Annotated in this window: 26 protein-coding genes; 2 read left to right on the plus strand and 24 right to left on the minus strand. The window is 65.1% G+C overall.

Annotated elements, in window-relative coordinates; translation table 11 throughout:
- Positions 1–64 precede the first annotated feature (64 nt).
- Together ACZ5FP_RS07090 and ACZ5FP_RS07095 are read right to left on the minus strand one after the other, a co-directional pair.
- Positions 65–436: an SPW repeat domain-containing protein gene (locus ACZ5FP_RS07090; RefSeq protein ID WP_058456593.1), complete on the minus strand. Its 372-nt coding sequence runs from the start codon at positions 434–436 to the stop codon at positions 65–67.
- A 69-nt stretch (positions 437–505) separates the two neighbouring features.
- Complete coding sequence (locus ACZ5FP_RS07095; RefSeq protein WP_058456592.1) at positions 506–1051, minus strand: carboxymuconolactone decarboxylase family protein; 546 nt, start codon at positions 1049–1051, stop codon at positions 506–508.
- Positions 1052–1146: 95 nt separating this feature from the next.
- Here ACZ5FP_RS07095 and ACZ5FP_RS07100 point away from each other — a divergent pair, with 95 nt between their 5' ends.
- On the plus strand, positions 1147–1959 hold the full coding sequence (locus ACZ5FP_RS07100) for an AraC family transcriptional regulator (protein ID WP_100962516.1): 813 nt from the start codon (positions 1147–1149) through the stop codon (positions 1957–1959).
- 534 nt (positions 1960–2493) lie between these two features.
- On the opposite strand, the gene ACZ5FP_RS07105 is transcribed toward ACZ5FP_RS07100, so the two are convergent.
- Both ACZ5FP_RS07105 and ACZ5FP_RS07110 read right to left on the minus strand, forming a co-directional pair.
- Positions 2494–3647 (minus strand): IS3 family transposase gene (locus ACZ5FP_RS07105; protein WP_100962981.1). Its coding sequence is split into 2 segments (ribosomal slippage): positions 2494–3389 and positions 3389–3647, totalling 1155 coding nucleotides; the frame shifts between segments, so codons are not numbered across the junction.
- A 732-nt stretch (positions 3648–4379) separates the two neighbouring features.
- Positions 4380–5608, minus strand: a protein-coding gene (locus tag ACZ5FP_RS07110) for an IS3 family transposase (RefSeq protein ID WP_464662866.1) whose coding sequence is annotated in 2 segments (ribosomal slippage) — positions 4380–5278 and positions 5278–5608 — 1230 coding nt in all. Because the reading frame shifts where the segments join, the coding sequence is not laid out codon by codon here.
- Positions 5609–6103: 495 nt separating this feature from the next.
- Here ACZ5FP_RS07110 and ACZ5FP_RS07115 point away from each other — a divergent pair.
- On the plus strand, positions 6104–7003 hold the full coding sequence (locus ACZ5FP_RS07115) for a LysR family transcriptional regulator (RefSeq protein WP_099503716.1): 900 nt from the start codon (positions 6104–6106) through the stop codon (positions 7001–7003).
- On the opposite strand, the gene ACZ5FP_RS07120 is transcribed toward ACZ5FP_RS07115, so the two are convergent.
- The 20 genes from ACZ5FP_RS07120 to parA all read right to left on the minus strand — a co-directional run bounded on the left by ACZ5FP_RS07120 (position 7000) and on the right by parA (position 24487).
- Positions 7000–7236, minus strand: coding sequence for a DUF2274 domain-containing protein (locus ACZ5FP_RS07120; protein ID WP_099503714.1), 237 nt, complete (start codon positions 7234–7236; stop codon positions 7000–7002). The two genes, ACZ5FP_RS07115 and ACZ5FP_RS07120, sit on opposite strands and share 4 nt — an antisense overlap.
- A gap of 2 nt (positions 7237–7238) precedes the next feature.
- Positions 7239–8459 (minus strand): TraB/TrbI/VirB10 family type IV secretion system protein, encoded by a 1221-nt coding sequence (locus ACZ5FP_RS07125; RefSeq protein ID WP_099503712.1) that lies wholly within the window; start codon positions 8457–8459, stop codon positions 7239–7241.
- Positions 8456–9505 carry a P-type conjugative transfer protein TrbG gene (trbG, locus tag ACZ5FP_RS07130; protein ID WP_099503710.1) on the minus strand — a complete coding sequence of 350 codons (1050 nt, stop codon included), beginning with the start codon at positions 9503–9505 and terminating at the stop codon, positions 8456–8458. Before trbG ends, ACZ5FP_RS07125 begins: the two co-directional genes overlap by 4 nt.
- On the minus strand, positions 9502–10185 hold the full coding sequence (trbF, locus tag ACZ5FP_RS07135; protein ID WP_099503708.1) for a conjugal transfer protein TrbF: 684 nt from the start codon (positions 10183–10185) through the stop codon (positions 9502–9504). Before trbF ends, trbG begins: the two co-directional genes overlap by 4 nt.
- Positions 10185–11549: a P-type conjugative transfer protein TrbL gene (trbL, locus tag ACZ5FP_RS07140; protein WP_099503706.1), complete on the minus strand. Its 1365-nt coding sequence runs from the start codon at positions 11547–11549 to the stop codon at positions 10185–10187. The genes trbF and trbL overlap by 1 nt, the downstream gene beginning before the upstream one ends.
- A gap of 4 nt (positions 11550–11553) precedes the next feature.
- Positions 11554–11931, minus strand: coding sequence for a putative entry exclusion protein TrbK-alt (gene trbK-alt, locus ACZ5FP_RS07145; protein WP_099503704.1), 378 nt, complete (start codon positions 11929–11931; stop codon positions 11554–11556).
- A 10-nt stretch (positions 11932–11941) separates the two neighbouring features.
- Positions 11942–12712, minus strand: a complete 771-nt coding sequence (gene trbJ / locus ACZ5FP_RS07150) for a P-type conjugative transfer protein TrbJ (protein ID WP_099503702.1) — start codon at positions 12710–12712, stop codon at positions 11942–11944.
- Positions 12709–15165 carry a conjugal transfer protein TrbE gene (trbE, locus tag ACZ5FP_RS07155; protein ID WP_099503701.1) on the minus strand — a complete coding sequence of 819 codons (2457 nt, stop codon included), beginning with the start codon at positions 15163–15165 and terminating at the stop codon, positions 12709–12711. Before trbE ends, trbJ begins: the two co-directional genes overlap by 4 nt.
- Before the next feature lie 12 nt (positions 15166–15177).
- The gene (locus ACZ5FP_RS07160) at positions 15178–15459 is read right to left on the minus strand and encodes a VirB3 family type IV secretion system protein (protein ID WP_099503699.1); all 282 of its coding nucleotides are present in this window, start codon (positions 15457–15459) and stop codon (positions 15178–15180) included.
- The gene (locus ACZ5FP_RS07165) at positions 15459–15791 is read right to left on the minus strand and encodes a TrbC/VirB2 family type IV secretion system protein (protein WP_099503697.1); all 333 of its coding nucleotides are present in this window, start codon (positions 15789–15791) and stop codon (positions 15459–15461) included. Before ACZ5FP_RS07165 ends, ACZ5FP_RS07160 begins: the two co-directional genes overlap by 1 nt.
- Positions 15788–16771: a P-type conjugative transfer ATPase TrbB gene (gene trbB / locus ACZ5FP_RS07170; protein ID WP_099503692.1), complete on the minus strand. Its 984-nt coding sequence runs from the start codon at positions 16769–16771 to the stop codon at positions 15788–15790. Before trbB ends, ACZ5FP_RS07165 begins: the two co-directional genes overlap by 4 nt.
- Before the next feature lie 169 nt (positions 16772–16940).
- Positions 16941–17375: a CopG family transcriptional regulator gene (locus ACZ5FP_RS07175; RefSeq protein ID WP_099504016.1), complete on the minus strand. Its 435-nt coding sequence runs from the start codon at positions 17373–17375 to the stop codon at positions 16941–16943.
- A 9-nt stretch (positions 17376–17384) separates the two neighbouring features.
- A complete protein-coding gene (locus ACZ5FP_RS07180) occupies positions 17385–19370 on the minus strand; it encodes a conjugal transfer protein TraG (RefSeq protein WP_099503690.1) in 1986 nt (661 codons plus the stop codon).
- Positions 19371–19395: 25 nt separating this feature from the next.
- Complete coding sequence (locus ACZ5FP_RS07185) at positions 19396–21135, minus strand: relaxase/mobilization nuclease domain-containing protein (protein ID WP_099504014.1); 1740 nt, start codon at positions 21133–21135, stop codon at positions 19396–19398.
- Between the two features lie 244 nt (positions 21136–21379).
- A complete protein-coding gene (locus ACZ5FP_RS07190) occupies positions 21380–22141 on the minus strand; it encodes a lytic transglycosylase domain-containing protein (RefSeq protein WP_464662867.1) in 762 nt (253 codons plus the stop codon).
- 2 nt (positions 22142–22143) lie between these two features.
- The gene (locus tag ACZ5FP_RS07195) at positions 22144–22491 is read right to left on the minus strand and encodes a DUF736 domain-containing protein (RefSeq protein ID WP_099503686.1); all 348 of its coding nucleotides are present in this window, start codon (positions 22489–22491) and stop codon (positions 22144–22146) included.
- 46 nt (positions 22492–22537) lie between these two features.
- Positions 22538–23083 carry a S26 family signal peptidase gene (locus ACZ5FP_RS07200; protein ID WP_099503684.1) on the minus strand — a complete coding sequence of 182 codons (546 nt, stop codon included), beginning with the start codon at positions 23081–23083 and terminating at the stop codon, positions 22538–22540.
- A complete protein-coding gene (locus ACZ5FP_RS07205) occupies positions 23080–23601 on the minus strand; it encodes a DUF2840 domain-containing protein (protein ID WP_099503682.1) in 522 nt (173 codons plus the stop codon). Before ACZ5FP_RS07205 ends, ACZ5FP_RS07200 begins: the two co-directional genes overlap by 4 nt.
- The gene (locus ACZ5FP_RS07210; protein WP_099503680.1) at positions 23598–23852 is read right to left on the minus strand and encodes a ribbon-helix-helix protein; all 255 of its coding nucleotides are present in this window, start codon (positions 23850–23852) and stop codon (positions 23598–23600) included. The genes ACZ5FP_RS07205 and ACZ5FP_RS07210 overlap by 4 nt, the downstream gene beginning before the upstream one ends.
- The gene (gene parA / locus ACZ5FP_RS07215; RefSeq protein WP_099503679.1) at positions 23849–24487 is read right to left on the minus strand and encodes a ParA family partition ATPase; all 639 of its coding nucleotides are present in this window, start codon (positions 24485–24487) and stop codon (positions 23849–23851) included. Before parA ends, ACZ5FP_RS07210 begins: the two co-directional genes overlap by 4 nt.
- Positions 24488–24642: the final 155 nt, after the last annotated feature.

A 24642-nucleotide genomic window follows, 5' to 3' on the forward strand; every position in this document is an offset into this window, starting at 1 on the left:
GGTCCCTTTTAGACGCCGATCACCCCCATAACGGGGTTCTTTTTGCACGCCGATCCACACGTGCTCAGGCAGCGGCGTTCTTTCGGCCTGATTGGTTGGCTCGCGAGGTACAGGTAACCACCGCGATCACGCCAGCTGCCATAACCGGGTAGTAGATCGAAGCCAGAGCGGTGAAGCCAAGCAAGAATGGCGCGGCAATGAAGGCTACTCCTGCGGCAAGATCGAGCAACAAGTGTGCATCGAACGACACCAGCTTGACCGCACCGAATGCATAGTCAGTGAGCAGGCTGTAGGCAATCAAGCCCGCCCCACCGGCAACAGAGAGCCAAAGCTCAATACCCTGAAAGCCGAGCAGGAATGGCAGCGCAATAAGGGCGGCAGCGGCGACATAGTCAAGCACGCCATGCAGCGCAGGGGTAAGGAATTGCAGTTTCATGGCAAGGGTTCCCTATGGAAGTGATTGAGGAGCGGGCCGATGTCCTGCACCGGCCCGCACGCATTATGATCAGGCCGCAACCGCCACATCGACGACCGGGAAATCGATCTTGGTCTGGGCGACGTTGTTCATGAAGTTGGTCAGAACATTGTGCGCGACGTTACCGACGATTTCGACGATGCGGGCGTCGTCGAGGCCGGCAAGGCGGGCTGCTGACAGATCGCTGTCGCTCACCTGACCGCGTGTTTCAACGATGCGCAAGGCAAGCGTCGCGATCGCATCGTCGAGGGGATCTTGGCCCTTGCCCAGACGGGCGGCGCGGATAGCCTCTGGCGAAAGGCCGGCACCTTTCCCGAGCAGCGTGTGCGCCGACAGGCAATAGTGGCAGCTGTTGTACTGGGCGACGGCAAGCGCAACGATTTCGCGCTGTGCAGCGGTCAGCACACCACTTCCCAGTGCATCTGCGAAGGCGAGGTTGCCATTCAACACGGCAGGAGCATGAGCGAAGGTCGCAAAAAGGTTCGGGACCATGCCAATCTTCGCCTTAACAGCGCCGAGGGTGGCCTGGACGCCGGTGTCGGCAGTGGCGAGTTCTACGGGGTTGATGCGGGGCATTTGCGTTTCCTCTGTTGGTCAGTGCGGGCTTGCACAACGCCTCTATCGGCTGTTATCGGTGCAGATTGGTGCCAACTTCATTGCAGATCGTTCACATGGACATCTTTGCCGCTCTCTTTGCCCACACTGCCGTGAGCGCCCGGACATTCTTTACCGGCAACTTGTGTACGACCGCGCAATTTGCCGATTGCGGCTACCTCCACCTTCTCAAGAGCGGCGCGTTGACGCTGAGCCGATCTGGTGAGGCCGATCTCATTCTGAACGAACCAACGCTGCTCTTCTTCCCGCGCGGACAGGCGCATCGGTTCACTGGCGCTGCGGAAGGCGGGGCTGATCTGGTCTGCGCGAAGGTCGATCTGGGCGGCGATAATGGCAACCCGATTGGCGAAGGACTGCCCGACCTTGTCATCCTGCCGCTGGCCGAGAACCCGACGCTGGGGCCCGCCTGCGATCTTCTGCTTGTCGAAGGATTTGGCGACAATAATGGGCGTCAGGCCGCCATCGACCATTTGTTCGACTATCTCTTGATCCTGGTAGTGCGTCATGTTGTCGCCAGTGGCCTGGTGAATGATGGTGTGCTGGGCGGCCTTGCCGATCCGCGATTGGCCAAGGCGCTGACGGCGATGCACGAACAGCCAAGGCATTCGTGGACTCTTGATGATCTGGCAGAGGTGGCCGGCATGTCGCGCACCCGTTTTGCCACGCATTTTCGCGCCTGCGTTGGGCGGACGCCGATCGACTATCTGACCCGGTGGCGAATGACGATTGCGCGTGACCTTCTTGCCGCAGGCAAGCCGGTCAAGACCGTGGCCGACAGCGTCGGATATGATAGTGCCGCAGCCTTCTCACGGGTGTTCGCTCGCGTCACGGGAGAAGCACCGCGCCAAGTGAAGCAGAGATTAAGGTAACATGATCAGTTGGTAGACATGGATGCGGCAGTGAACGCGAGACCGCCTGGACATGGATCGCGCGGCGGCATGGCTGAATGCTGGGCTAGGATGCAAGCTGCGGTACCCAACACCAGCATTGCGCGCGCGTTCGATTGAGCGAGCACCTTCCGCCTTGGCCGATCAGTATCGCTGATAGGACCGCATGCCGGAAAGACGGATCGAACTAGGACATAAATGGGGATCATTGGATATGGCGCTCAGACGGGACGGAGGCGCGTTATGACCCCGAATGGTGCATCGCTGGGCTCGAAAACATTGCTGTGCGTCCCAATCAGGGCACATTGCACTGTGCGTTGACGCCGTGAACCTAGCCAACCGGCTTTGCCAAATCCAACTCAACAGCCGGTACCTGCTCCATCGTCGCCTTCCTGTCTGACTTATTCGCAGAAGATCCCGTAAAGTGGAGACCCCTCCACCACATTAAATGGGCCCTTTTCCGACCGCTTGTCACTTGCCCATTGGCGGTGACCTGCCCCCCGGAAGTTCCCTCGTTCATAACGAGAGTCCTTGGGGTTGATAGTGGTCGGTTTCGGGTTGGGCAAGCGCGCCGGGCGCGGAGCCCTCAGATTGCTCAAGCGCCCGGCGCGCTTCTGCTGGACTCCGATTGCCCAGTGAGGAATGCGGCCTGACGTTGTTGTAGTCGTAGCGCCACAGGGCCAGCTTTCGGCGGGCATCGGCCAGGCTGTCGAAGATCTCCTCGTTCAAGCATTCGTCGCGCAGGCTGCCATTGAAGGACTCGATGTAGCCGTTCTGCTGCGGCTTGCCGGGATCGATGTAATGCCATTCGACGCCGTTCTCGTTGGCCCACTTCAGGATCGCCTTGCTGGTGAACTCGGTTCCGTTGTCGCTGACGAGGCAAGCCGGTTTGCCGTAGATGCGAACCAAGGCGTCAAGTTCTCGCGCCACTCTGGCCCCCGATATGCTGGTGTCGGCAATCAGGGCCAAGTTCTCGCGGCAGCAATCGTCGTTGACCGCCAGAATGCGGAACTTGCGGCATGCCCCGAACGTGTCGGACAGGAAGTCCAGGGACCAGCGCTGGTTCGGCCGCAGCGGCACCGGCATTGGTGTCCGACTGCCGCGTGCCCGTTTGCGGCCACGACGGCGGCGCACTGACAGACCCTCTTCCCGGTAGATGCGGTAGAGCTTCTTTTCGTTCATGATCATGCCTTTGCGCTCCAGCATGATGCCCACACGCCGATACCCGAAGCGACGACGCTTCTCGGCGATCTTGTGCATCTCCTCACGGATTTCCGGGTTATCGGGCGGCCGCTCACGCCGCACAGTCTTCGGATCGACACCGATCAGGACGCAGGCCCGGCGTTGAGAGATCGGATGACCCTTCATCGCCCGCAGAACCGCGTCCCGCCGCGCCATCGGTGTCGTCAGGGTTTTCCCAACAGATCTTTCAGAACCACGTTGTCCAACATCGCATCCGCCAGCAGGCGTTTCAGCTTCGCGTTCTCGTCCTCGAGCTGCTTCAGCCGCTTTGCGTCCGACAGGTCCATCCCGCCATACTTGGCCTTCAGCTTGTAGAAGGTCGCGGGGCTCAACCCGTGCTTCCGGCAAAGCTCGGAGGTCGGCAAACCCGCCTCATGTTCCTTGATCATCCCGATGATCTGCGCCTCGGTAAAACGGCTTTTCCTCATCTCGTCTGCTCCTTCTCAGGTTGGGCAGACTCTACATCACAGCGAGGGAACTTCCGGGGGGCAGGTCACTCCAACTAAGAGAAGCCAGTTGATGCTAGTCGACGGCGTGAGAGTAGCGCCCAGCGCTCCAGACCAGACAAGCGGTATCGAGATAAGGCCCGCAGCTGCTGACGCCGCTAGAAATCCAACAAACATCCTCGGCGGGCGTCGCTTCTGGATTTCGTGAGCAGCGACGACTAGGCACGTTCCACCTTGATTGGCGGAATACCCAAACCAGAAGGCAAGCACGCAAAGCAGAAATTCGAGGGCTATCGAAGCCAATTGTAGACCTGCTCAATCATCTTGTCAGCCTCAACGGGCAACGTTTCGGCGCCGGGACCGCCCTGTCTGGCCCACGGGTCCTGAATGGACTTGTTTTCCGTAGCCGAGCAGTTGGCAGAGGCTGCTAGAGCCGGATTTGTCGAACCCATTAGCTGAAAGCAGCCGTTCGGATAGAGTGCCGAGGATGTCGAGATCTCCGCGCGACAACGCAGAGACACACTCATCGATGACGCGCTCTCGCGCTTTGAGTAAAGCTCCAGTCAGACGTTCCCCCGAACCGGTGAGGTGGATAAGTCGCGCGCGTTGGTCTGCATTATTCCGGCGTCGTTCCACCAAATCGTCCTGTACCAGTCTGTCGATCAGCCTCACTGTTCCAGCATGTGCTGTAGCCCCCAAAAGCCCGGACATTTCTCACGGTGCTGCATGGGCCGCGATGAACTCGCGGGGTGAACGATATCCGAGCGCTCTATGCGGGTGAAGCTCGTTGTAGTGGTCGAACCATTCCGGCAGGGCGAGCATGACGGTTTTGGCATCGGGGATGGGATTCACCGAGACGTAATCGCGCTTGAAGGTTCGCACGAAGGCTTCGGCCATGCCGTTGCTCTGCGGGCTCTGGACCGGGGTCGTGAGCGGCTCCAGGCCAATATCGCGCGCAAAGCGGCGGGTCGGACCTGCGATGAAGCAGGAGCCGTTATCGGTCAGCCATTCGATGGTCTGCGGCAGGCGGTTGACCTTGCCGAAGCGGTGCTCGATGGCGGTGACCATCAGGTCGCAGACATCTTCGCCCTTGATGCCCTCGGTGGTGGCGACATGGCCCATGGCTTCACGATCGCAGCAGTCGAGCGCGAAGGCGACGCGGACCTTTTCGCCATTGTCGCAGCCGATCTCGAAGCCGTCTGAGCACCAGCGCAGGTTGGAGCGCTCGACAGCGATGCGGCCGTCGTGACGGCGCTCGACCCCACCAGCATGGCGTTCGAGCAGAAGGCCATGGACCTTCATCACCCGATAGACCCGCTTGCGATTGGCGGGCGCACGGCCCTCGGCCAGGGCTTTGCGGCGCAACCTGGCCCAGACGCGGGCATAGCCGTAGGTCGGCATGTCGTCGATGACCGTCTCGATCTCGGCCAGGAGCGCCTCTTCCGGCAGGGGCGGACGGCCTCTGCGCTGTGGAGAGCGCCCGGCCGTCCGCTGCGCCAGCCGCGCGGCGAGATGCGAACGGGCCACTTCCAGCGTCGCGGCGACGGTGCTCATGGCAAACCGTCCTTGGGCAGCGACAGCGACCGCAATCTCCGTTTTTTTATATCCTCCGCCACGTCGAGGGCGTCCTTCAGGATTTCCACCTCCAGGGTCTTCTTGCCCAGGAGGCGCTGCAATTCCCGGATTTGCTCCTGCTGCGCCCGGAAGGCAGACGCCGGGATAACCTCCTCCTCAGCCGCCGTCGCGGTCAGCGCCCCCTGCTCGGCAAGCCGCCGCCAGGTGAAAAGCTGGTTCGGCGACACGCCGCACCGGCGTGCGACAAGGCTGACCGTGACGCCCGCCTCACGCGTCTGCGCGACGATCTCCAACTTCTCGGCTACCGACCACCGGCGACGCCGCTCAGGTCCAGTCAGGACCTCAATCTTCGGATAAGAACCAGTCATAGGCACGACATTACTCCCAACCCTTATTTTAAGGGTGAGACCTGTCCGGGGAATTCGGGGGCCGTTTCAGCATGCGACAGCCTAATCCGGGTCGCTAGAACACTGATTGGAAGCCCAGGCTCCAAACTCAGAAATATCATCATCGCGGTCGCGGAGCCGCTGGGTGAAAGCGAGGCCGAGACGCTGGCGATGCTTTCGGCGACCGCCAGCGCCAGAGCACCAAAATGATATTTGGCGACCTCAGGCTCCATTCCGAAATAATATATGCGTCGCGCATAGACATCAAGATGGGAGAAATGTATGACCGACGCATACATCTCTCACGGATTCGGATATGGTCATGCTCAACAAAGGGCTCGGCTCGGATTCCACATCTGGGATCGATACGCATGCAACCTTTTCATGCGCGAGGCGGCTTGAGCGGGCGCGCTTCCGACGGCTCCGGCTTCTGGGCTCGATCTCCTGCAAGCGGGCCACAGCCATGGGAAAAGTGTCATGCCCGATCTGACGCTGGACCTTCGATACTTGAAGTACGCCGTTCAGGTCGCTGAGGCGGGTAGTTTTCGACGCGCGGCCGAGCGCCTTGCGATATCGCAATCCACCGTGAGCCGTCGGGTTCAGATACTTGAGCGCCAGCTTGGGTGCTCGCTATTCCACCGCACGCGATCAGGCGCTGATTTGACGCCCGAGGGGGAACGCTTCCTTCAGCAGGCGGTAGTGGGTGCGAGATTCCTTCGCGAAGCCGCGACGGAAATCCGCACTACACGGAAGCAGACGACCGGTGTCGTCAGGTTCGGAATGCTCGAAGCATTTCCCGCGTGCCCTATCATCGACCTTCTAGCGAGCTTCCGGCTCCGATACCCGACGATTGAGGTCAAACTCGAGGAAGGAACGTCAGAAGCAAACACACTGGGTGTCAGACGGGGGTTGCTAGACGCGGCAATCAGCCTGGGCGCGGCTAGAGACCCTGCGCTCCAAATCCGACGCCTATGTGAACCGGATCTGTTCGTCGCGCTGTCCCCAGGTCACAAATTGGCATCGCGGCCTAATCTCGTCTGGGATGACCTCTGCGGAGAAATCTTTCTGTCCCGCTCCGATGGGGCCGGACGAGAACTCGCTGCGATGCTGCGACGGATGGTCGGGGCGGTCGAGAGTGCCGTCCAACTTTCAATTCAACAGGTCAGTCGAGAGACCCTGCTGACGATGGTCGAACAGGGGTTTGGGGTTACCATCACGAGTGCGGTTCGCCGTCCAGACCTTGCTCTGGTGCCACTTCGATCCAGCCGGGCGCCGACCGCAGCAATGATCTCGTCTAGCGACAACGATAATCCAGCGCTGCCCCTTCTACTGAAGTGTTTCGACGCTCTACCCGGTATGAAAGTAGGCGCCGCCTAATCAGCCTTCCGCTGCGTGGACGCTCGCCGCGCCTTCGCGAAGCCGCGATCTGTAGCGATGAACCGCTGTAGCATCGGGACGATCAACCGAGCGGGTTCCACCGCCGGCTGGCCTTGCTCGCGGCCCAGGAGGTCCGCGTAATCGGCCAAGTCCTGATGCAGAGGGGCTGGCAGCTCGACCTGAACCTTTACGGGTTTATCGTCCGCGAGGGGACCTAGCTTGAGCTTAGACATATTCATTCCCCATAGGGTTCGAGCACGAGATCACGCGTTACGATGACGCGGACTGGGTAGCCTGGGCGAATTGTGAGAGTGGGCGCCACGTTGAGCTGACGGCGGACGATCTGCTGTCCGGCGTCATTGATCGTGTCCTGGCCGCCATTGCGGATCGCCTGGATAAGCCGGTCATCATTATCGACGGCAAGTTCGGCGCCAACGCTGAGGAGCGTCGAAAGTCCTGCCGCCTTGGCGAGATCCCACCAATGGTAATCCACCCCATCCTGCAGGCCGGCATATCCCTCGGCGTCGGCACCAGGCTGGCGCTCGAGAACGATCGAGCGACCATTCGGAAAGATCAGCCGGTTCCAGACAAGCAGCACACGGCTTTGCCCGAACTGCACATTGTTGTCGTACTGGCCGATGACGCGCGTGCCCTGTGGCACGAGCAGGATGCGTCCTGTGGGACTGTCGTAGATGTTTTCGGTCACCTGGGCGGTGATCTGGCCCGGGAGGTCCGATCGGATGCCGGTTATGAGTGCCGCCGAGATGACTGCGCCGGCCTGAAGGATGTTCGGCGACGCCGGAGCAACGACGCGATCGGGAGACACCGTTCGTCGATCGGTGGCCGCGTTGAGAAAGGCGTTCTGACGATCCTGTGCGGAGGGAGTTGCTGGCGGCGGCGCGAGGCCAAGGCTCGCCAAATCCGGTGCGGGCGGGAGTGCCGGGGCCGCCCCCGCCGCAGCGGGCGCACCCCGGCTTTCCGATCCGGAGAATAGGCGACTCGTCCGCGCGGTCTCGATCTCCTGTAGGCGCCGCTGCTCTTCCGGGCTGATGCCGGGATTGGGCGTGGCGATGCCAGGGGTCGGCACTGGCTGGCCGCGATCCTGTGTGCTGAGGATAGGCCGGCCGAGGTCTCCGGGAAGCGGCGGACCAAGCCGCGGCACGCCAGCATAGTCTCGCGGTAGCCCGGCCAGGCCATCGGCTGTGGAGCGGTTCTCGGTGGAATACAGCTCCTCATTCGGCCGGGCGCCGTCCCGCGTTTGAAGCGCGTAAATCAATGCGCCGCCAAGCCCGACGCTGGCGATCAGGCCGAGCCCTGCCAACACCTTACGCGACAGCCGCGTCACACGCGGCGGCTCGGCCCGCAGCCGCATTGGCGCGGGACCGGCGGGTTCGCCGGTCAAGGGCTGCGGATCGTCGTCCGGGGCATCCCCACTCCGGGGCGGGCTCTCGCTCACGAGGTCGGCCTCCCATCGGTGCGGGTGATGCGAACGCGCCGTTGCCGGTCGCCGGAGCCGAACCTCAGTTCGGCCGCGGCGAAGAGCCGATCGACGATCATGTGATGGCCGCGGACGCGATAGTTGACCAATTCGGAGGTGTTGCCTTCGGCGCCCACGACGAAGAGCGGGGGCATCTCGCCCTGGCCGATGCCGCGCGGGAACTCAATGAAGACCTGTCGGCCGTCGTCAAAGGCGCGGAGCGGCCTCCACGGCGCGCGGTCCCCCTCGATTGCGTAGCGGAAGTTGACGTTGGCGAGATCGACGCCGCTCGCCACGGGTTGGGCGGCTTGCGCCTCGGCATTCTGCCGACGCAATGCGATAAGCTGATCCTGTGGATACTGCCACGAGACCGATGCCATATAGGTCCGCTCGGTCGAGCGAAGCTCCATGTGATAAGTGCGCATGTTGGTGTTGATGACGAGGTTGGTCATCAGGTCGGCCCGTGTCGGCTTCACCAGGATGTGGACTTGGCGCGTCGCACCCGATCCGCTCTCGGTGTCGCCGATGATCCACCGTACCGTGTCGCCTGCGGCGACGGGTCCTGCGCCGACGAGCTGCTCGCCGGGCTGGAGCGCGATGTCAGTGATCTGTCCGACCGCCGTATAGACTTGGTAGAGCGCACCCTGCGTCCAGGGATAGACCTGCATCGAATTGATAAATCCATCACGCACCGGCTGGACGCGGGCCGCCTCGTTGGCCTGGTTGACGCGCGCCGTCGGGTTGGCCGGCTCGGGCGCGCGTCGCGTCTCCGGCACGCGCTGCAACTGGCCGGGTAGCGGGAGCGGCCGCGGCAGCTCGACCACAGTGACGGGCGCTGGTGGATCGACGGTCTGCACCGCGGGAGCCGCGTTGTCGTAGGATATTTCAGGCGGGGGGTTGGTCGTAGCGCAGCCGGCGAGTGCGGTTGTCGCCAGCAGGACCATCGGGATTGCGGCCCTGCGGAGAGCCGGGAATACGAATGTGTGTAAAGCCGGGCTTCCGGCTTTACGGAAAGACGGCTTCATTGCCCAAGCTCCCGTGACCAGTTGATGGCGTTGACGTAGATGCCGAGCGGGTTCGCCCTCAGCCGATCGGCGTTTCGGGGGACCTGCACGACGATCGTCAGGATCGCAGTCCAGCGGGTTGTCTCGGCGAGCTGGCCGTTCTCGTAGCGGCGCTCCACCCACGCGACGCGGAAGCTGTCCGGCGAAGCGCGGATGACGCTGGAGACGTCGACGGCGACCTGCTGGCGGCCGACCCGTGTGAACGGGTCGTTGGACCTGGCGTAGTCGTTCAACGCCATGGCACCGCGATCGGTCGTGAAGTCATACGCGCGCAGCCAGTTTTGCCGCACGATGATCGCGTCGGCCGGGATCGAGCGAACCTGCTCGATGAAGCGCGCCAAGTGGAAGGCGATCTGCGGATCGGTCGGACGGTAGTCCGCCTCGGCGGGAGCGACCGCTTGTGCCTGACCGAGTCGATCGACCTGGACCACCCAAGGAACTATCGTTCCCCGTGCCGACTGCACGACGAGCGCGGTGGCGAAGCCGGCCGACAGGATCAGCGAGCCGAATGCCATCAAGCGCCAGTTCTTGGCCTGCACGCGCGGGGCGCCGATGCGTTCATCCCAGACCTGGCCGGCACGCTGGTAGGGCGTCTCGGGTTCGGGGGCTTTGCCGTAGTGGGTAGAGGGTCGTTTGAACATCAGCGATCGCCTTCGGACAGGTTGACGGAGGAGCCGCCGCCGTGGGCGTCGCCGGAGCGGACAGCGTGGGCCGTGGCTTGCACGGCATGGGTCATGTGTTGGGAGCGGCGCATCCGCTGCGCCCAGGCGGGTGGCCCGCCGGCACCGGCGGAACCCGAGGACGCGGCACCGTCACCGGCAGCGTCACCGCCGATCGAGCCCATGGTGGAGGAGCCGCCCGTCGCCTCGAAGGCGGCCTTGCCGCCCGCGTTGAAGCTGGACTTCATGCTTTCGGCGGCGCGCGATGCGGCCCGACGCAATGGAGAGACAGCGGCACTTCCGCCAGCGCGGGCAACGCCACCGAGACCGGAAGCGACACCAGCCGCGCCCGACTGACCGGCAGAGCCAAGGCTGTAAGCGGTCGAAGCGCCGCCGGCGACCGCAGCGCCGCCACGAGCCGCAGCGGCGGCGCCGCCAGCCAGGGCTGCACCTCCGGATGCGGCGGCACCGACAGCGCCAGCACCGAGTGCGACCATTCCGCCTGCGGCTAGGCCGGTACCAACCGCAGCGCCAGCGCTGAGTTGCGGGCCGCCGGAAACGATGCCGCTGGCGATGCCGGGGCCGAAAATTCCCAAACCGAGCAGCGACAAAGCTGCAAGGACGATCGCCATAGCCTCGTCGATCGACGGGTTCTGCCCCCCGAACCCGGACGTGAACTCGGAAAATAACGTCGAGCCGATGCCGATGATGACGGCGAGCACCAGGACCTTGATGCCGGAGGAAATGACGTTGCCGAGGACGCGCTCGGCCATGAAGGCAGACTTCCCGAAAAGACCGAACGGGATGAGCACAAAGCCGGCCAACGTGGTCAGTTTGAATTCGATGAGCGTGACGAACAGCTGGATCGCGAGAATGAAGAAGGCGAGCAGCACCAGCACCCATGCGAGGAACATGCAGGCGATCTGGATGAAGTTCTCAAAGAAGGACCAGTAGCCCATCAGGCTGGAGATCGAGTCGAGCAGCGGCCGGCCAGCATCCAAGCCGGTTTGGGCGACCTTGCCCGGGCGCATCAGGTCGGCGGTCGAGAAGCTCGTGCCGCTTGCCTTCAGACCTAGACCGGCGAAGCTCTCGAAGATGATCCGGGCGAGGTTGTTCCAGTTGCCAATGATGTAGGCGAAGACACCGACGAACAGCGTCTTCTTCACCAGCCGCGCTACGATGTCGTCGTCGGCGCCCCACGACCAGAACAGCGCCGCAAGCGTCACGTCGATGACGATGAGGGTGGTTGCGATGAAGGCGACTTCGCCGCTGAGGAGGCCGAACCCGCTGTCGATATAGCGGGTGAAAACCTCGAGGAAGTGGTCGATGACGCCGGTGCTGCCCATGATGCTATCGCGCCTCGTCGAGCTCAGGCGTGGCGGGCGTCGCGGCTGGTGCGTTGCTTCGTTCCGACTGAGGCGTGAGGCCATCGCGCTGCGCGGGCGGCATGTCCGGCAACCGCTCGGCGGGCCGCGCGCCAGGCGCGAGGAAGCGGTGACGGTTTTCCGCCCAGGCGCGTAGGCAAGCTGAATCGCGCGGGCCGGCTTCGCCGAGCGCCTGGCAACGGATCAACTCGTCACGCAGCGGATCGCTCTGCGATTGAGTGGCGCGGCCGGACGGCCATAGCTCGGGCGGCTCCTCCTTCCGGGTCATCTCGATCGCCGTGGCGGTGACCGCGACCGCGACGAATACAACCGCCCCGACCCGCGCGAGCATCTTGCCGTCCATGACCACGTCCTCAGTTGCCGCTCGGGAACATGCGGGCGTTGCCGGGCTGATAGCCGCTGCCTGGCGTCAGAAATCGGCGACGCTGTTCGCGACCCTGTTCAGCCGCGGCGGCGCGCTCGGCCTCGGAAAGGCTCTGGGCACGCCCGTTGGCGGCGACGACGGCGGTGAGGTCGGCGAGCTGCTGGGCTTGAAGGGCGAGAAGCTGATTGCCGGCCTGTGTCGCCTGCAAGGCGCCCGTCGCGCCCTGGCTCTGGCCGACCAGTGCCGACATCTCGCCGCGATTGGTGTCGATGTTGCCGACGACGCCCGCCTGCACGCGCATGGCGTCCTGCAAACCGCCGACGGTGTTCTGCCAGCGCTCGCGCGCTCCGGCGACGAGCGCCTGATCGGAGGCCGACATCGAGGCGTTGCCGTAGGTCGACGTGAACGCCTGGTCGATGCGCTGGACATCGTAGGCGATGCCCTGCGCTTGTTGCAGGAGCTGCTGGGTTCGCTGGACGGACTGCTGAAGCTGCTGCAGCGAGGAGTAAGGCAGGCTCGCCAGATTGCGCGCCTGGTTGATCAGCATGGTGGCTTCATTCTGAAGCTGGGTGATCTGCTGATTGACCTGCTGAAGCGTGCGAGCGGCCGTCAGGACGTTTTGGGCGTAGTTGGTCGGATCGTAGACGACCCACTGCGCGGCTGCCGGCGGGGCGAAGATCGGCGACAGCGCGAGCGGCGCGGCGAGTAGCGCGGCGCTCATGCGCAGCGCGCGCGAGCGGGAATGAACGGAACGGGTCATGGGCGTGCCTCCGGATTATGTTGGGGGGTGACGTTGGTGAGGTCGGCTACGAGGTCGGCGGCCCAGGCGAGCCGGTTTTCGGCCAGCCACTCGGTGAGAAACCCGTCCGTGCCGCTACGGGCGTGAACCGCGGCGATCAGTGCCTGATGCTGTTTCGACGAGGCCGCGCAAAGCGCGAGCGCCACATCCGACAGGCCCAGCTCGAAGAGCCTGTTTCCCCTGCGGCTCTGGCAGTAGTAGTCGCGCTTGGGCATCGCCCGCGCGAGGATCTCGATCTGGCGATCGTTTAGGCCGAAGCGGCGATAGATGGCGGTGATCTGCGGCTCGATCGCGCGTTCGTTCGGGAGCAGGATGCGGGTCTGGCAGCTCTCGATGATGGCGGGCGCAATCGCCGATCCGTCGATATCGGAGAGGGATTGGGTGGCGAAGATAACGCTGGCGTTCTTCTTCCGGAGCGTCTTCAGCCACTCGCGGAGCTGACCGGCGAAACCGTCGTCGTCCAACGCGAGCCAGCCCTCATCGACGATGAGCAGCGTCGGCCGCCCGTCGAGGCGGTCCTCGATACGGTGGAAGAGATAGGCCAGCACGGCGGCGGCAGCACCGGTGCCGATCAATCCCTCGGTCTCGAAGACCTGAACATCGGCTTCGCCGAGATGCTCGGCCTCAGCGTCGAGCAGCCGACCATAGGGCCCGCCGACACAATAGGGTCGGAGCGCCTGCTTCAGGTCGTTGGACTGGAGCAGGACGGAGAGGCCCGTCAACGTGCGCTCCGCGACGGGCGCCGATGCCAGCGAGGTCAGGGCCGACCAGAGATGCTCCTTGACCTCGGGCGTGACCGTTACGCTCTCGCGGGAGAGGATCGCGATCAGCCAGTCGGAGGCCCAGGCCCGCTCCGCGACGTCGTCGATGCGGGCCAGCGGTTGCAGCGACACCCTGTCGTCGGCGCCGTCCGTTAGGCCACCGCCCAGGTCATGCCAGTCACCACGCATGGCGAGCGCCGCGGCGCGGATCGATCCGCCGAAGTCGAAAGCGAAGACTTGGGATTGCGGATAGCGCCGGAACTGGAGCGCCATGAGTGCGAGCAACACCGACTTGCCGGCGCCGGTCGGCCCGACGATCAGCGTATGACCGACATCGCCGACGTGGATGGAAAGCCGGAACGGGGTCGAGCCCTCCGTTCTGCCGTAAAGCAGTGGGGGTGCATCGAAGTGCTCGTCCCGTTCCGGTCCCGCCCACACCGCCGACAGCGGGATCATGTGGGCGAGATTCAATGTGCTGATGGGTGGCTGCCGGACGTTGGCGTAGACGTGGCCGGGCAGCGAACCTAGCCAGGCGTCCACGGCATTGATGGTCTCGGCCATCGCGGTGAAGTCGCGGCTCTGAATGATTTTCTCGACCAGCCGGAGCTTCTCGGCGGCGATGCGCGGATCGTCGTCCCAGACCGTGATCGTGGCCGTCACATAGGCCTGGCCGGCATAATCGGCGCCCAGCTCCTGCAGCGCCATGTCGGCGTCGGCCGCCTTGTTCGCCGCATCGGTGTCGACGAGCGCCGAGGCCTCGTTCGTCATGATTTCCTTGAGGATGGCCGCGATCGACTTGCGCTTGGCGAACCATTGCCGCCGGATCTTGGTCAGCAGCTTGGTGGCGTCGGTCTTGTCGAGCAGTACCGCGCGCGTCGACCAGCGGTAGGGAAAGGCCAGCCGGTTCAGCTCGTCGAGAATGCCGGGCGTGGTCGCGGTCGGGAAGCCGACGACGGTGAGGATGCGCAGATGCGCGTTGCCAAGCCGGGGCTCGAGGCCGCCTGTGAGCGGCTGATCGGCCAGCAGCGCGTCGAGATACATCGGCGTCTCGGGAACACGGACTCGATGCCGTTTCGTCGAGATGGTCGAATGCAGGTAGGTCAGCGTCTCGGCATCATCGAGCCACGCGCATTCCGGCATGAAAGCGTCGATGAGGTTGAGGATGCGGTCGGTGCGGTCGGCGAAGCCGCGCACGATCTCATGTGCGTCAACGCCGGTATGTTCGCGGCCCTCGTAGAGCCAGGTTTCGGCGCGCGCCGCATCCTCGGCCGGGGGCAGATAGAGAAAGGTGAGGAAGTAGCTGGACTCGTAATGCGCGCCGGCTTCCTCGAAATCGGCCTTGCGTTCGGCATCGACCAGCGCCGAGGCGCTGTTGGCGAACATGCTGGCGGGATAGGTCGCAGCGCCGTGCCGCTGTGCCTCGACGAAGATGGCCCAGCCGGAGCCGAGGCGGCGAAAGGCATTGTTGAGGCGGCCGGCGACCGCGACCAGCTCGGCCGGTACGGCGCTGTCGAGGTCAGGTCCGCGAAAGCGTGCAGTGCGTTGCAGGCTGCCGTCCTTGTTCAGTACGACGCCTTCGCCGACCAGCGCGACCCAGGGAAGGAAGTCGGCGAGCCGGGTGTTACGATTACGATATTCGGCAAGGTTCATCATCGGTGTCGCTCCTCAGACCGACAGGTGGCCGGGGATGCGCAGATGCTTGCGCACGACGTCGACGAACTGCGGATCGCGCTTGGCTGCCCAGACGGCCGCGAAGTGCCCCACCGCCCAAAGGGCGAGACCCACTAGCCAGAGGCGGAGGCCGAGACCGAGCGCGGCCGCCAGTGTGCCGTTGAGGATGGCGAGCGAACGTGGGGCGCCGCCGAGCAGGATGTGCTCGGTCAGCGCCCGGTGGACGGGCACGGAAAAGCCCGGAACCTCGCCGCCATGATCCGCGCCGTCGGCCATCAGACGAGCGCCCCGCCGCCGAACGAGAAGAACGACAGGAAGAAGCTGGATGCGGCGAAGGCGATCGACAGGCCGAACACGATCTGGATCAGCTTGCGGGCGCCACCCGACGTGTCACCGAAGGCCAGCGTCAGCCCGGTGATGATGATGATCATGACCGCGATGATCTTGGCGACCGGTCCCTCGATCGATTCCAGGATCGACTGGAGCGGGGCTTCCCACGGCATCGATGAGCCCGACGCATGCGCGGCCGGTGCCAGTGCGAGCGTGAGGAAGGTGACGGACGCCGCCGTGGCGATGTGGCGGCGAAAGCGCAAAGCATGCTTGATCATGACGGGTCTCCTGTGAGGGGTTGGCTTGCGGGCGTGACGCGGTAGTCGCCGTTGGGGCCGAGGCCCTCGATGCGGGCGAGTTCGGCAAGCCGGCGCGAGGCGCCGCGGCCGGAGAGCACGGCGACCAGATCGATCGTCTCGGCGATCAGCGCGCGGGGGACCGTGACGACGGCTTCCTGGATAAGCTGTTCCATTCGGCGCAGCGCGCCGATGGCGGTGCCGGCGTGGATCGTCCCCACGCCTCCCGGGTGGCCGGTGCCCCAAGCCTTGAGAAGATCGAGCGCCTCGGAGCCGCGGACCTCGCCGATGGGAATGCGGTCGGGTCGCAGGCGGAGCGAGGAGCGAACAAGATCGGAGAGCGAGGCGACGCCGTCCTTCGTCCGCATGGCGACGAGGTTGGGCGCGGCGCATTGCAGCTCGCGCGTGTCCTCGATCAGGACGACGCGATCCGAGGTCTTCGAGACCTCTGCCAGCAGCGCGTTGGTGAGGGTCGTCTTGCCGGTCGAGGTTCCGCCGGCGACGAGGATGTTGCGCCGATCGGCAACGGCCTGGCGCAGCGTTTCGGCCTGATCCGCCGCCATGATTCCGGACGCCACATAGTCGCCGAGCGTGAACACAGCGACGGCGGGCTTGCGGATCGCGAAAGCCGGCGCGGACACCACGGGAGGCAACAGCCCCTCGAACCGCTCCCCCGTCTCGGGCAGTTCGGCCGAGACCCGCGGGGCGCCTGGATGAACTTCGGCGCCGACGTGATGGGCGACAAGGCGAATGATCCGCTCGCCATCGGCGGGCGACAGTCGTTCACCGGTGTCGGAAAGACCCTCTGAAAGCCGGTCGACCCAGAGCCGCCCATCGGGATTGAGCATCACCTCGACGATCGCGGGATCTTCCAGAAACGTGGCGATCGCTGACCCGAGGGCTGTGCGCAGCATGCGCGCGCCGCGAAGGATCGCCTCCGATTTCTGGTGAGGTGCCGCCACGTCGTCCCCGTTCTCTTGCGGGTCCGCGATGCGCGGCCCTGGATCGGGGATGAGTAGAAGAGGCAGAAATCATGGCCTGACAACAACCATGATGTGGCAGTCGTACTGTGGCGTACAAAGACAGGAAAACGGCGGAACGCCCGAATACTTGTGATGCGCGGATCAGTGATTATTCCGCGTCACGCGCGGGCGGGATGTCTTCCGCAATCTCCTGTCTGAGCTTCGGTCCCTGCGCGAGTCGTCGGCCGAGCGCGGTCACGAAGGCTTCGTAGCGCTCGGCCGCCTTGGCGCGTGCCGCGACCTGGGCCGGCTCCGGCAACGGCGGATTGGACGTCAGCCAGAAACGGATGAATACAGCTAGCGTCTCGACCGATATGCCGAGGTCGCGCTCCATTCGCGCCAGGCGACGGTCGAGTTGATCGAGCCGCTTCGTCGTGGCTGCCTCCTGCCGCTCAGCGGCGTCCGGCGAGAGAAACGAAGCAATGCCAGCCTCGGCAACCAGCGATAGGGACAGGTCTCGCCGCGCCGCATGGGCCGCGAGCGCCTTCATGACATCCGGGTCGAGATACACGGAGAGGCGTTGCTTTTTCGGAGGCTTGCTCACCGACACATCCTAAAGTTCGATACCGTCGCCCGGATCGAGCGAGGCTTGGCGGGCGACTTGGCGCATCGTCTGCGTCATGCGGCTCAGGCGTGCGGCATCCTCGTCGACATCGTCACGGGGATCGATCTCGAATTCATTTTCGAGCACCGGCTTTCGCTCGACGGCCTGGGTCCGGCTCAGTTCGGGTTGATGCCGGCGTTCGGAATCCGTCGGATCGTCATCGGACCCGTCCTGCACTGCGATGACCGTGCTCAGCTTGGGAGCCGCCGGTATGGCGAGCGTGCTCCAGTCGTCGGTCATTGCGCTCGCCGGCTTGGTGAGTGTGGGCGGCGTGAGGATGCGTTCCTGAAATCTGCGATCCTCGTAGTAGCGGGCCTTCTTCGCCCGGATCGGCGGAATGCCGGCGACCATGACGATCTCGTCGGAGGGCGGGAGCTGCATGATCTCGCCGGGCGTCAGCAACTGTCGGGCGGTCTCCGAGCGCGATACCATCAAGTGGCCGAGCCAGGGCGATAGCCGGTGGCCAGCATAGTTTTTCATCGCCTTCATCTCGGTCGCGGTGCCGAGGGCATCCGAAACGCGTTTGGCCGTGCGCTCGTCATTGGTCGCGAAGCTCACGCGGACATGGCAATTGTCCAAAATTGAGTTGTTAGGGCCGTAGGCCTTCTCGATCTGATTCAGCGATTGCGCGATGAGGAAGGCCTTGAGGCCGTAACCGGCCATGAAAGCGAGCGCGCTCTCGAAGAAGTCGAGGCGGCCGAGCGCGGGAAACTCATCGAGCATGAGCAGCAGGCGGTGCCGGTTGCCCTTAGCCTGCAAGTCCTCCGTCAACCGGCGTCCAACCTGATTCAAGATTAGGCGGATCAGTGGCTTGGTCCGATTGATGTCGGATGGCGGGACCACGAGGTAGAGCGTCGTCGGACGCTTGCCGCCGACCACGTCAGCGATGCGCCAGTCGCAGCGGCGGGTTACTTCCGCGACCACCGGATCGCGATACAGACCGAGAAAGGACATCGCGGTCGACAGCACGCCCGACCGCTCGTTGTCCGACTTGTTGAGCAGTTCACGAGCCGCGCTGGCGATCACCGGATGAGGCCCGGCCTCGCCGAGATGGGCGGTCTTCATCATCGCCGCGAGCGTCGATTCGATCGGCCGCTTCGGATCGGACAGGAAGGCCGCGACACCCGCCAATGTCTTGTCGGCCTCGGCATAGAGGACGTGCAGGATCGCGCCGACCAGAAGCGCGTGCGACGTCTTCTCCCAGTGGTTCCGCTTCTCGAGCGAGCCTTCCGGGTCAACCAAAATGTCGGCGATGTTCTGCACGTCACGGACTTCCCATTCGCCGCGGCGCACCTCGAGCAGCGGATTGTAGGCCGCCGACTTCGCGTTTGTGGGATCGAACAGCAGCACGCGGCCGTGCCGGGCGCGGTAGCCGGCGGTCAGGGTCCAGTTCTCGCCCTTGATGTCGTGAACGATCGCCGAGCCCGGCCAGGTCAGGAGCGACGGCACGACCAGGCCCACGCCCTTGCCGGAACGTGTCGGCGCGAAGCACAGCACATGCTCCGGGCCGTCGTGGCGAAGATACTCGCGCTCATGCCTGCCGAGCACGACGCCGTCTGGACCGAGGAGGCCGGCGGCCTTCACCTCTTCAGGCCGCGCCCAGCGGGCTGAGCCGTAGGTCTCCACATTCTTCGCTTCGCGTGCCCGCCACACGGACATGCCGATGGCGACGGCGATGGAGATGAACCCGCCGGACGCTGCGATATAGGCGCCCTCGACGAAGATCGGCGGGGCATAGGCGTCATAGAAATACCACCACCAGAAGAAGGCCGGCGGATAGTAGATCGGCCATCCGACGAGCTCGAACCAGGGCTGGCCGAGCTGAGGCTGGAAGCCAAGACGATAGGCCGTCCATTGCGTCGCGCCCCAGGTCGTCATCAGCACGATCAGGAAGACGGTGAGGATCTGGCCCCAGAGGATCTTCGTCGCCGACATGGCGGGCACTCCTTTCTTAGTTGGGTTACATGCCGAGGCCGCGATTGCGGCCGAAGCTCCAGTCGACGCCGCCGGGGCCGCGCGAGACGCCCGAGACGTGCTGACCGTGCTGCCGTTCGAGGGAGGGCGACCAGGGCACGAGCTGGAACCCGAGGCCGTCGTCGATCATGGCGAAGCGGCCCGAGGCGAGCGCGAAGCGCTGGCGGTAGGTGCCCGCCACATACTCGCCCGATCCGGCCTTGGTGAACGGACGCCCGGTTTCGGCCGCGAGCTTTTCGCCGAGCGCTTCGACCTCGCGCTGGCGCAAGGTTTCGATGAGGCCCGGCGAGAAGCTGACGCCGCGCGTCTGCCGCTCGGCGAGGCCCTGGCCAACGAGATGCTCGGCACGTCGGTCCATCGCTTGGCGCACCTCCGCGCCGAAGCCGCCACCGCCAAGGGCTACCGGCTCGCGGGCGATCGCCTGCCGGTCGAGCCAGGTGGCGCCGGTCGCATGGACCTGCCGCTCAATATCGAGATCCGAGCGAACGGCGAGCGCGACACGCCGGCGGCCCTGCGCGTCGTCGAACTTGCGCAGCTCGACGATCGAACCCGGTGCGCTGTCGCCGGCGGCGTCGAGATCGGCGAGCTTGATGTGGTGGGTGCGCCCGTCGGTGCCGTCGACTACGGCATAGGCCGTGCCCTTCAGCTCGTCATCGAGGCCGCGGTCGACCAGCCGGCCGATGACCGGATCGTCGATGCTCTCGCCGGCGAGCACATAGCTCGCGGCGCCGCGTTCGATGCCGCGTTCAGTCAGGCCGCGGTGGATGCGCTTGATGATGTCGCCACGCTCGCCGAGCGCGCGCAGCGTCTTCTCGGCATTCTCCGATACGACCCATTGGCCGGGACCGACCTGATCGGCGAGGCCGAGTGTCTCCAGCTTGCGCAGCCGACCGACCTTCAGCGCGTGGAATTCGTCTGGCTGCCGATCGGGATGTGGGGCGAGGTCGGCGACGCCGGTGCGATAGCTATCGCGGGCAATCTGGCGATCGAGATCGGTCCAGCGTTCCGCCTCGACCTGACGCCCCAGGTTGCGGCGGATCTCGTGATCGGTGCGCGGTCCCAGCTCCTGGGTGACGAGGTCCTGCGCGCGGGCGCGCATGCCTTCCTTGATGTAGTCGCGGGAGATGACGAGGTCCTGGCCGTCGTCAGTCCGTCCCCGCAGGATGATATGGACATGCGGGTTGTCGGTGTTCCAGTGATCGACGCCGACCCAGTCGAGCTTCGTGCCCAGGTCCTTCTCCATCTGCCCCATCAGTTCGCGGGCATAGGTCTTGAGGTCGCTCATCTCGGTCGCGTCCTCTGGTGAGACGATGAACCGGAAGTGATGCCGATCGTCCTGGGTGCGCTCGGCGAAGGCCTTCGGATCGGAGTCCTCGGTCTCGGCACCAAACAGGTGGGCCTTCTCCCCATCCCGGGTGACGCCCTCGCGGCGGAGATAGCTGAGGTGGGTGGAGAGCGGCGCAGCCCGCGCGCTATGACGGACGACGCGTGTCTTGATGACCGTGTTTCGCGATCGGCTCGTGAGCAGCCGATTGGCCTGCACGGTCGCGCGCTGTCCGCGTCCAAACCGCGAGCGATTGCCCTTGCTGATCTGGCCGGAGCGCGAGACGCGTCCACCGGCTCGCTGCGCGGCTGCCAGCGCCTGCGCGATAAAGGGCCGCGCAGCTTGAGCCCGGGTCGAGCGGATGCGGCCAGGGCGAATGCGGAAATCGTCCTCTCCGCTCATGGCCAAGGCCCCGCACATCGCGCAAAGCCAAGGAAATTCCTCAATAAAACGCGAGAGCGCAGGCTGCGCCGATCAGGCGCACCTCGCGCAAATGCGCCATAAGTCCCTGAAAAAACACGACCGCACCAAGCCGCACCTCGCGCGCTTTTATCTCGCCATCGTGCGGTTGTGCTGACTGCTCCTCCTCTCCGGACCGCCATTTGCCCGCCAGACCACGCCACAATGCGAACGGGTGCGAACGCGGTCATTGCGGGCCACCGGCGACATTGCGCGCGACGAAAAGGCCATCGGTGCGCGAAGCCGCCGGGCCTTGATCGCGCTCCGGTGCAGACGCCGTGCTGTTACCGGGCGCGCCTTCGGACTGCGTTGGCGCGGCAGGTCCGCTGCCGGCCGACTGCACGACGAAGAGCGGCGCCCGCGTCCAGGCGAGCGGATCGGCAGCCGCCACCACGACTGGGCCGGCGAGTTCTTCGCCGCCGACAATTGGGGCGAGCGTCGTGACATAGGCGCGCGTCTCGGCCGGCAATGGGCGACCGGCGAGATACTCTTCGTAACGGCCCGGTCCGGCGTTGTAGGCCGCCAGGAAACCGGGCGATCCGTAGCGATCGTGCATGTCGCGCAGATACGCGGCGCCCGCCAGGATGTTGTCGCGAGGATCGTAGGGGTTGCTGCCGAGTCGATGGCGAACGCGCAGTTCGGCCCATGTGGCGGGCATGATCTGCATCAGGCCCATCGCCCCGGCCGACGAGATGGCGCGCACGTCGCCGGCGCTTTCGACGCGCATGACGGCGCGAATCCACGCTTCCGGGACGCCGAACCGCTGCGCCGCCTCGGTGATAAAAGCACCATAGGGATCACTGCGCGACGGCCGCTCGGCGGACGCCTGCTGTGCTCCGGCCGGGCTCGCCCCCGGCGCGGCGAGGATCAGGCCGGAAAGGAGAAGGAGGGCTGCACGTCGGAGGGTGATCCTCCCTCCGACGGCAGGCTGACGGCGCGCGGCGGGCATCGTTAGTCCCGCTCGCCGCGCTTCGGCGGGCGATTCCAGTGCAGGCCCCAGGCGGACTTGTCGTCGGCCGACTGGAACAGATTGGCGCGGATCGGATGTTCGAAGGTCGGATCGTCGAGCTGCAGCGAGACGTATTCGCCGGCCTTCTCGCCGGTGCGCTTCCAGCCCGCGCCGATCTCCGCGCCGGTCTCGTTGCTTATGGTGTCAAGCACATGGACGCGGTAGTCCGGCGCGTTCTCGGCATCGGACGGTTCGGCCGCGACGATGATGATGTCCTGATGCAAGGACAGCGTCGTCAGGTGGCCGATGAAGCCATCATTTTCGCGCATGAATTGACCGATCACGGGCATGGGTCGTCTCCTTCAGATTGCGGTGGGCAGGGTCATGGGCGGGCCGTCACCGCGTCGGCGCGCGCCAGACGAAGCGGCCATCGCCGTCCTCGTCGGTGTAGAGGGGGGTGGCCCGGCCGATCACGGCGGTGGCCGGAAGCGGGCCGAAATAGCGGCCGTCGAGGCTGTCGCGGACCTGCCAGTTCATCAGGAACAGTTCGCCGTTCGCGACCAACCGGCAGCCCTGCCAGATCGGGAGCGGGCGACCGCGACGATCGCGATCAAGGGCTTCACCCATCGGTACACCGTCGACCGTGATGGCGAGCCCGGACCGGCAGACCCGCTGTCCCGGTAGCGCGGCGACGCGCTTCAACAGCGGCACGCCGCGCGGCAGGTAGCCGCCGTCGGACAGGAAAGTGGCGAGTGGCTCGGGGGCATCCACCGCGACCAGATCGGTCACGGCGACCGGGCCGGGTTCTTCTATCGTGTAGAAGCCGACGGGCGTGCTGGCGGACGCGTTCCAGATCAGCTTCGGCGCGAACGATGCCACGGAGGCGATGCCGAGAAGCGACACGGCCACTGTCGTGACGATGGCATAGGAGAGCCGGGTCATGCGCCGATCTCCCGGCGCAGGAGAAATGCGCGATGCTGCCGAAGGCCATAAGCGCGTGGCGTTTCGCCGACGGTCATCCGGTTGTGGACGTGGCGCCAATGGTCCGGCGAAACGTCGATCGGGTCGATGCCGCGCGCCTCGATGGCGTCGATGAGCTGGAGCACGCGCTCGACCTTCGGCCAGCCATCGACATGCAGCAGAACCTCTGCGCCGGGCGCGACCGTCGGAACGGTCTGGCACGCTGCGTTGCGCTCGACCGTGCGCAGGATGTCGAGCCGCGAGAGGACAGTGCCGTGCTCGTTGGCCGCCCAGCGCACGAGCGCGAAGACGCTGCCGGGAGGGAAGAAGAGGATGCGACGGCGGCGGTCGAGGATCTGCTCGCGCCGCTCGCGGCCGAAGCGGACCCAGTACTCCGTGTGCTTCTCGATCCAGACGAGTTCGACCTGGGTGAACGCTTCGGGCGGCAGCTCGTCGGCAGCACGGCCGACGCGTTTTGGCACGGCGACAAGGCCGGTCATTGTCCTTCTCCTGACGGGGGTGGAAACTCGCGCTCGAACAGCGCACGCAGCATGTCGGCGACGGTCTGGCCGCGCTGAAAGGCGGCGATCTTGATGCGGCCGCGCATGTCGGCGGTGACGTCGATCGTCAGCCGGGCCGAGAAGTCCTCGGCGGGCTGACTGCGGGAGGCATGGCGTTCGGGCGCCTTGATCCAGTCTTCGGGATCGGCCGGACGCGCCGCAAAACTGCGCTTCGGGGACCGTTCGCTCATGCGCCGATCCTCGCGACTTCCGCTGCGAGCGCGGCGATCTCGCGCGCGCCAGGGCAATTCTCGTCCTGCTCGGCGGCGAGCCGGCCGGTCTGAACGACATCGGCGAAGACGATGCGCTGGCCGATCGTCGTCGAGAGCAAGGGCGGGTCGTGATCCGCCAGCGTCTCGGCGGTCTCGCGGGCCAGAACCGTGCGGGCCGCGCAGCGGTTCAGCACGAAGCGTGCGGCGAGCTGCGGGCGATAGATGCGCGCCTCGCCGAGCAGCGCGAGCATTTCGGCGGAGGCCCAGCCATCGAGCGGCGATGGCTGCACCGGGATCAGCACGAGATCGGCGGCGAGCAGCGCCGAGCGCATCAGCCCGGCGACACGGGGCGGGCCGTCGATCACGACATGGTCGGCGTTGCGGGCCAGTTCCGGCGCTTCTCGGTGGAGCGTGTCGCGGGCCAGGCCGACGACACCGAACAACCGCTCCAGCCCCTCCCGGCTGCGTTGCTGGGACCAGTCGAGCGCAGACCCTTGCGGATCGGCGTCGATCAGCGTGACGCGCTGTCCACGGCGAGCCCATTCGCCAGCAAGGTGCAGGGCGAGCGTGGTCTTGCCGACGCCGCCCTTCTGGTTGAGCAGCGCGACGATCATGACGATCTCCCGGCGATCGGGGACTCGTCCACAGCGGCCGAAAAACGCGGTCGCGTTAGAAAGATTCCGTAGGAATCTAAGTTAGATAAGTTAGAGGGCTCGCAAGCTACTGATTCACCGCGAGGAATCGATGATTCCGGTCCCCGATAGCACGA

It is taken from the genome of Phyllobacterium sp. T2-21, assembly GCF_055378485.1.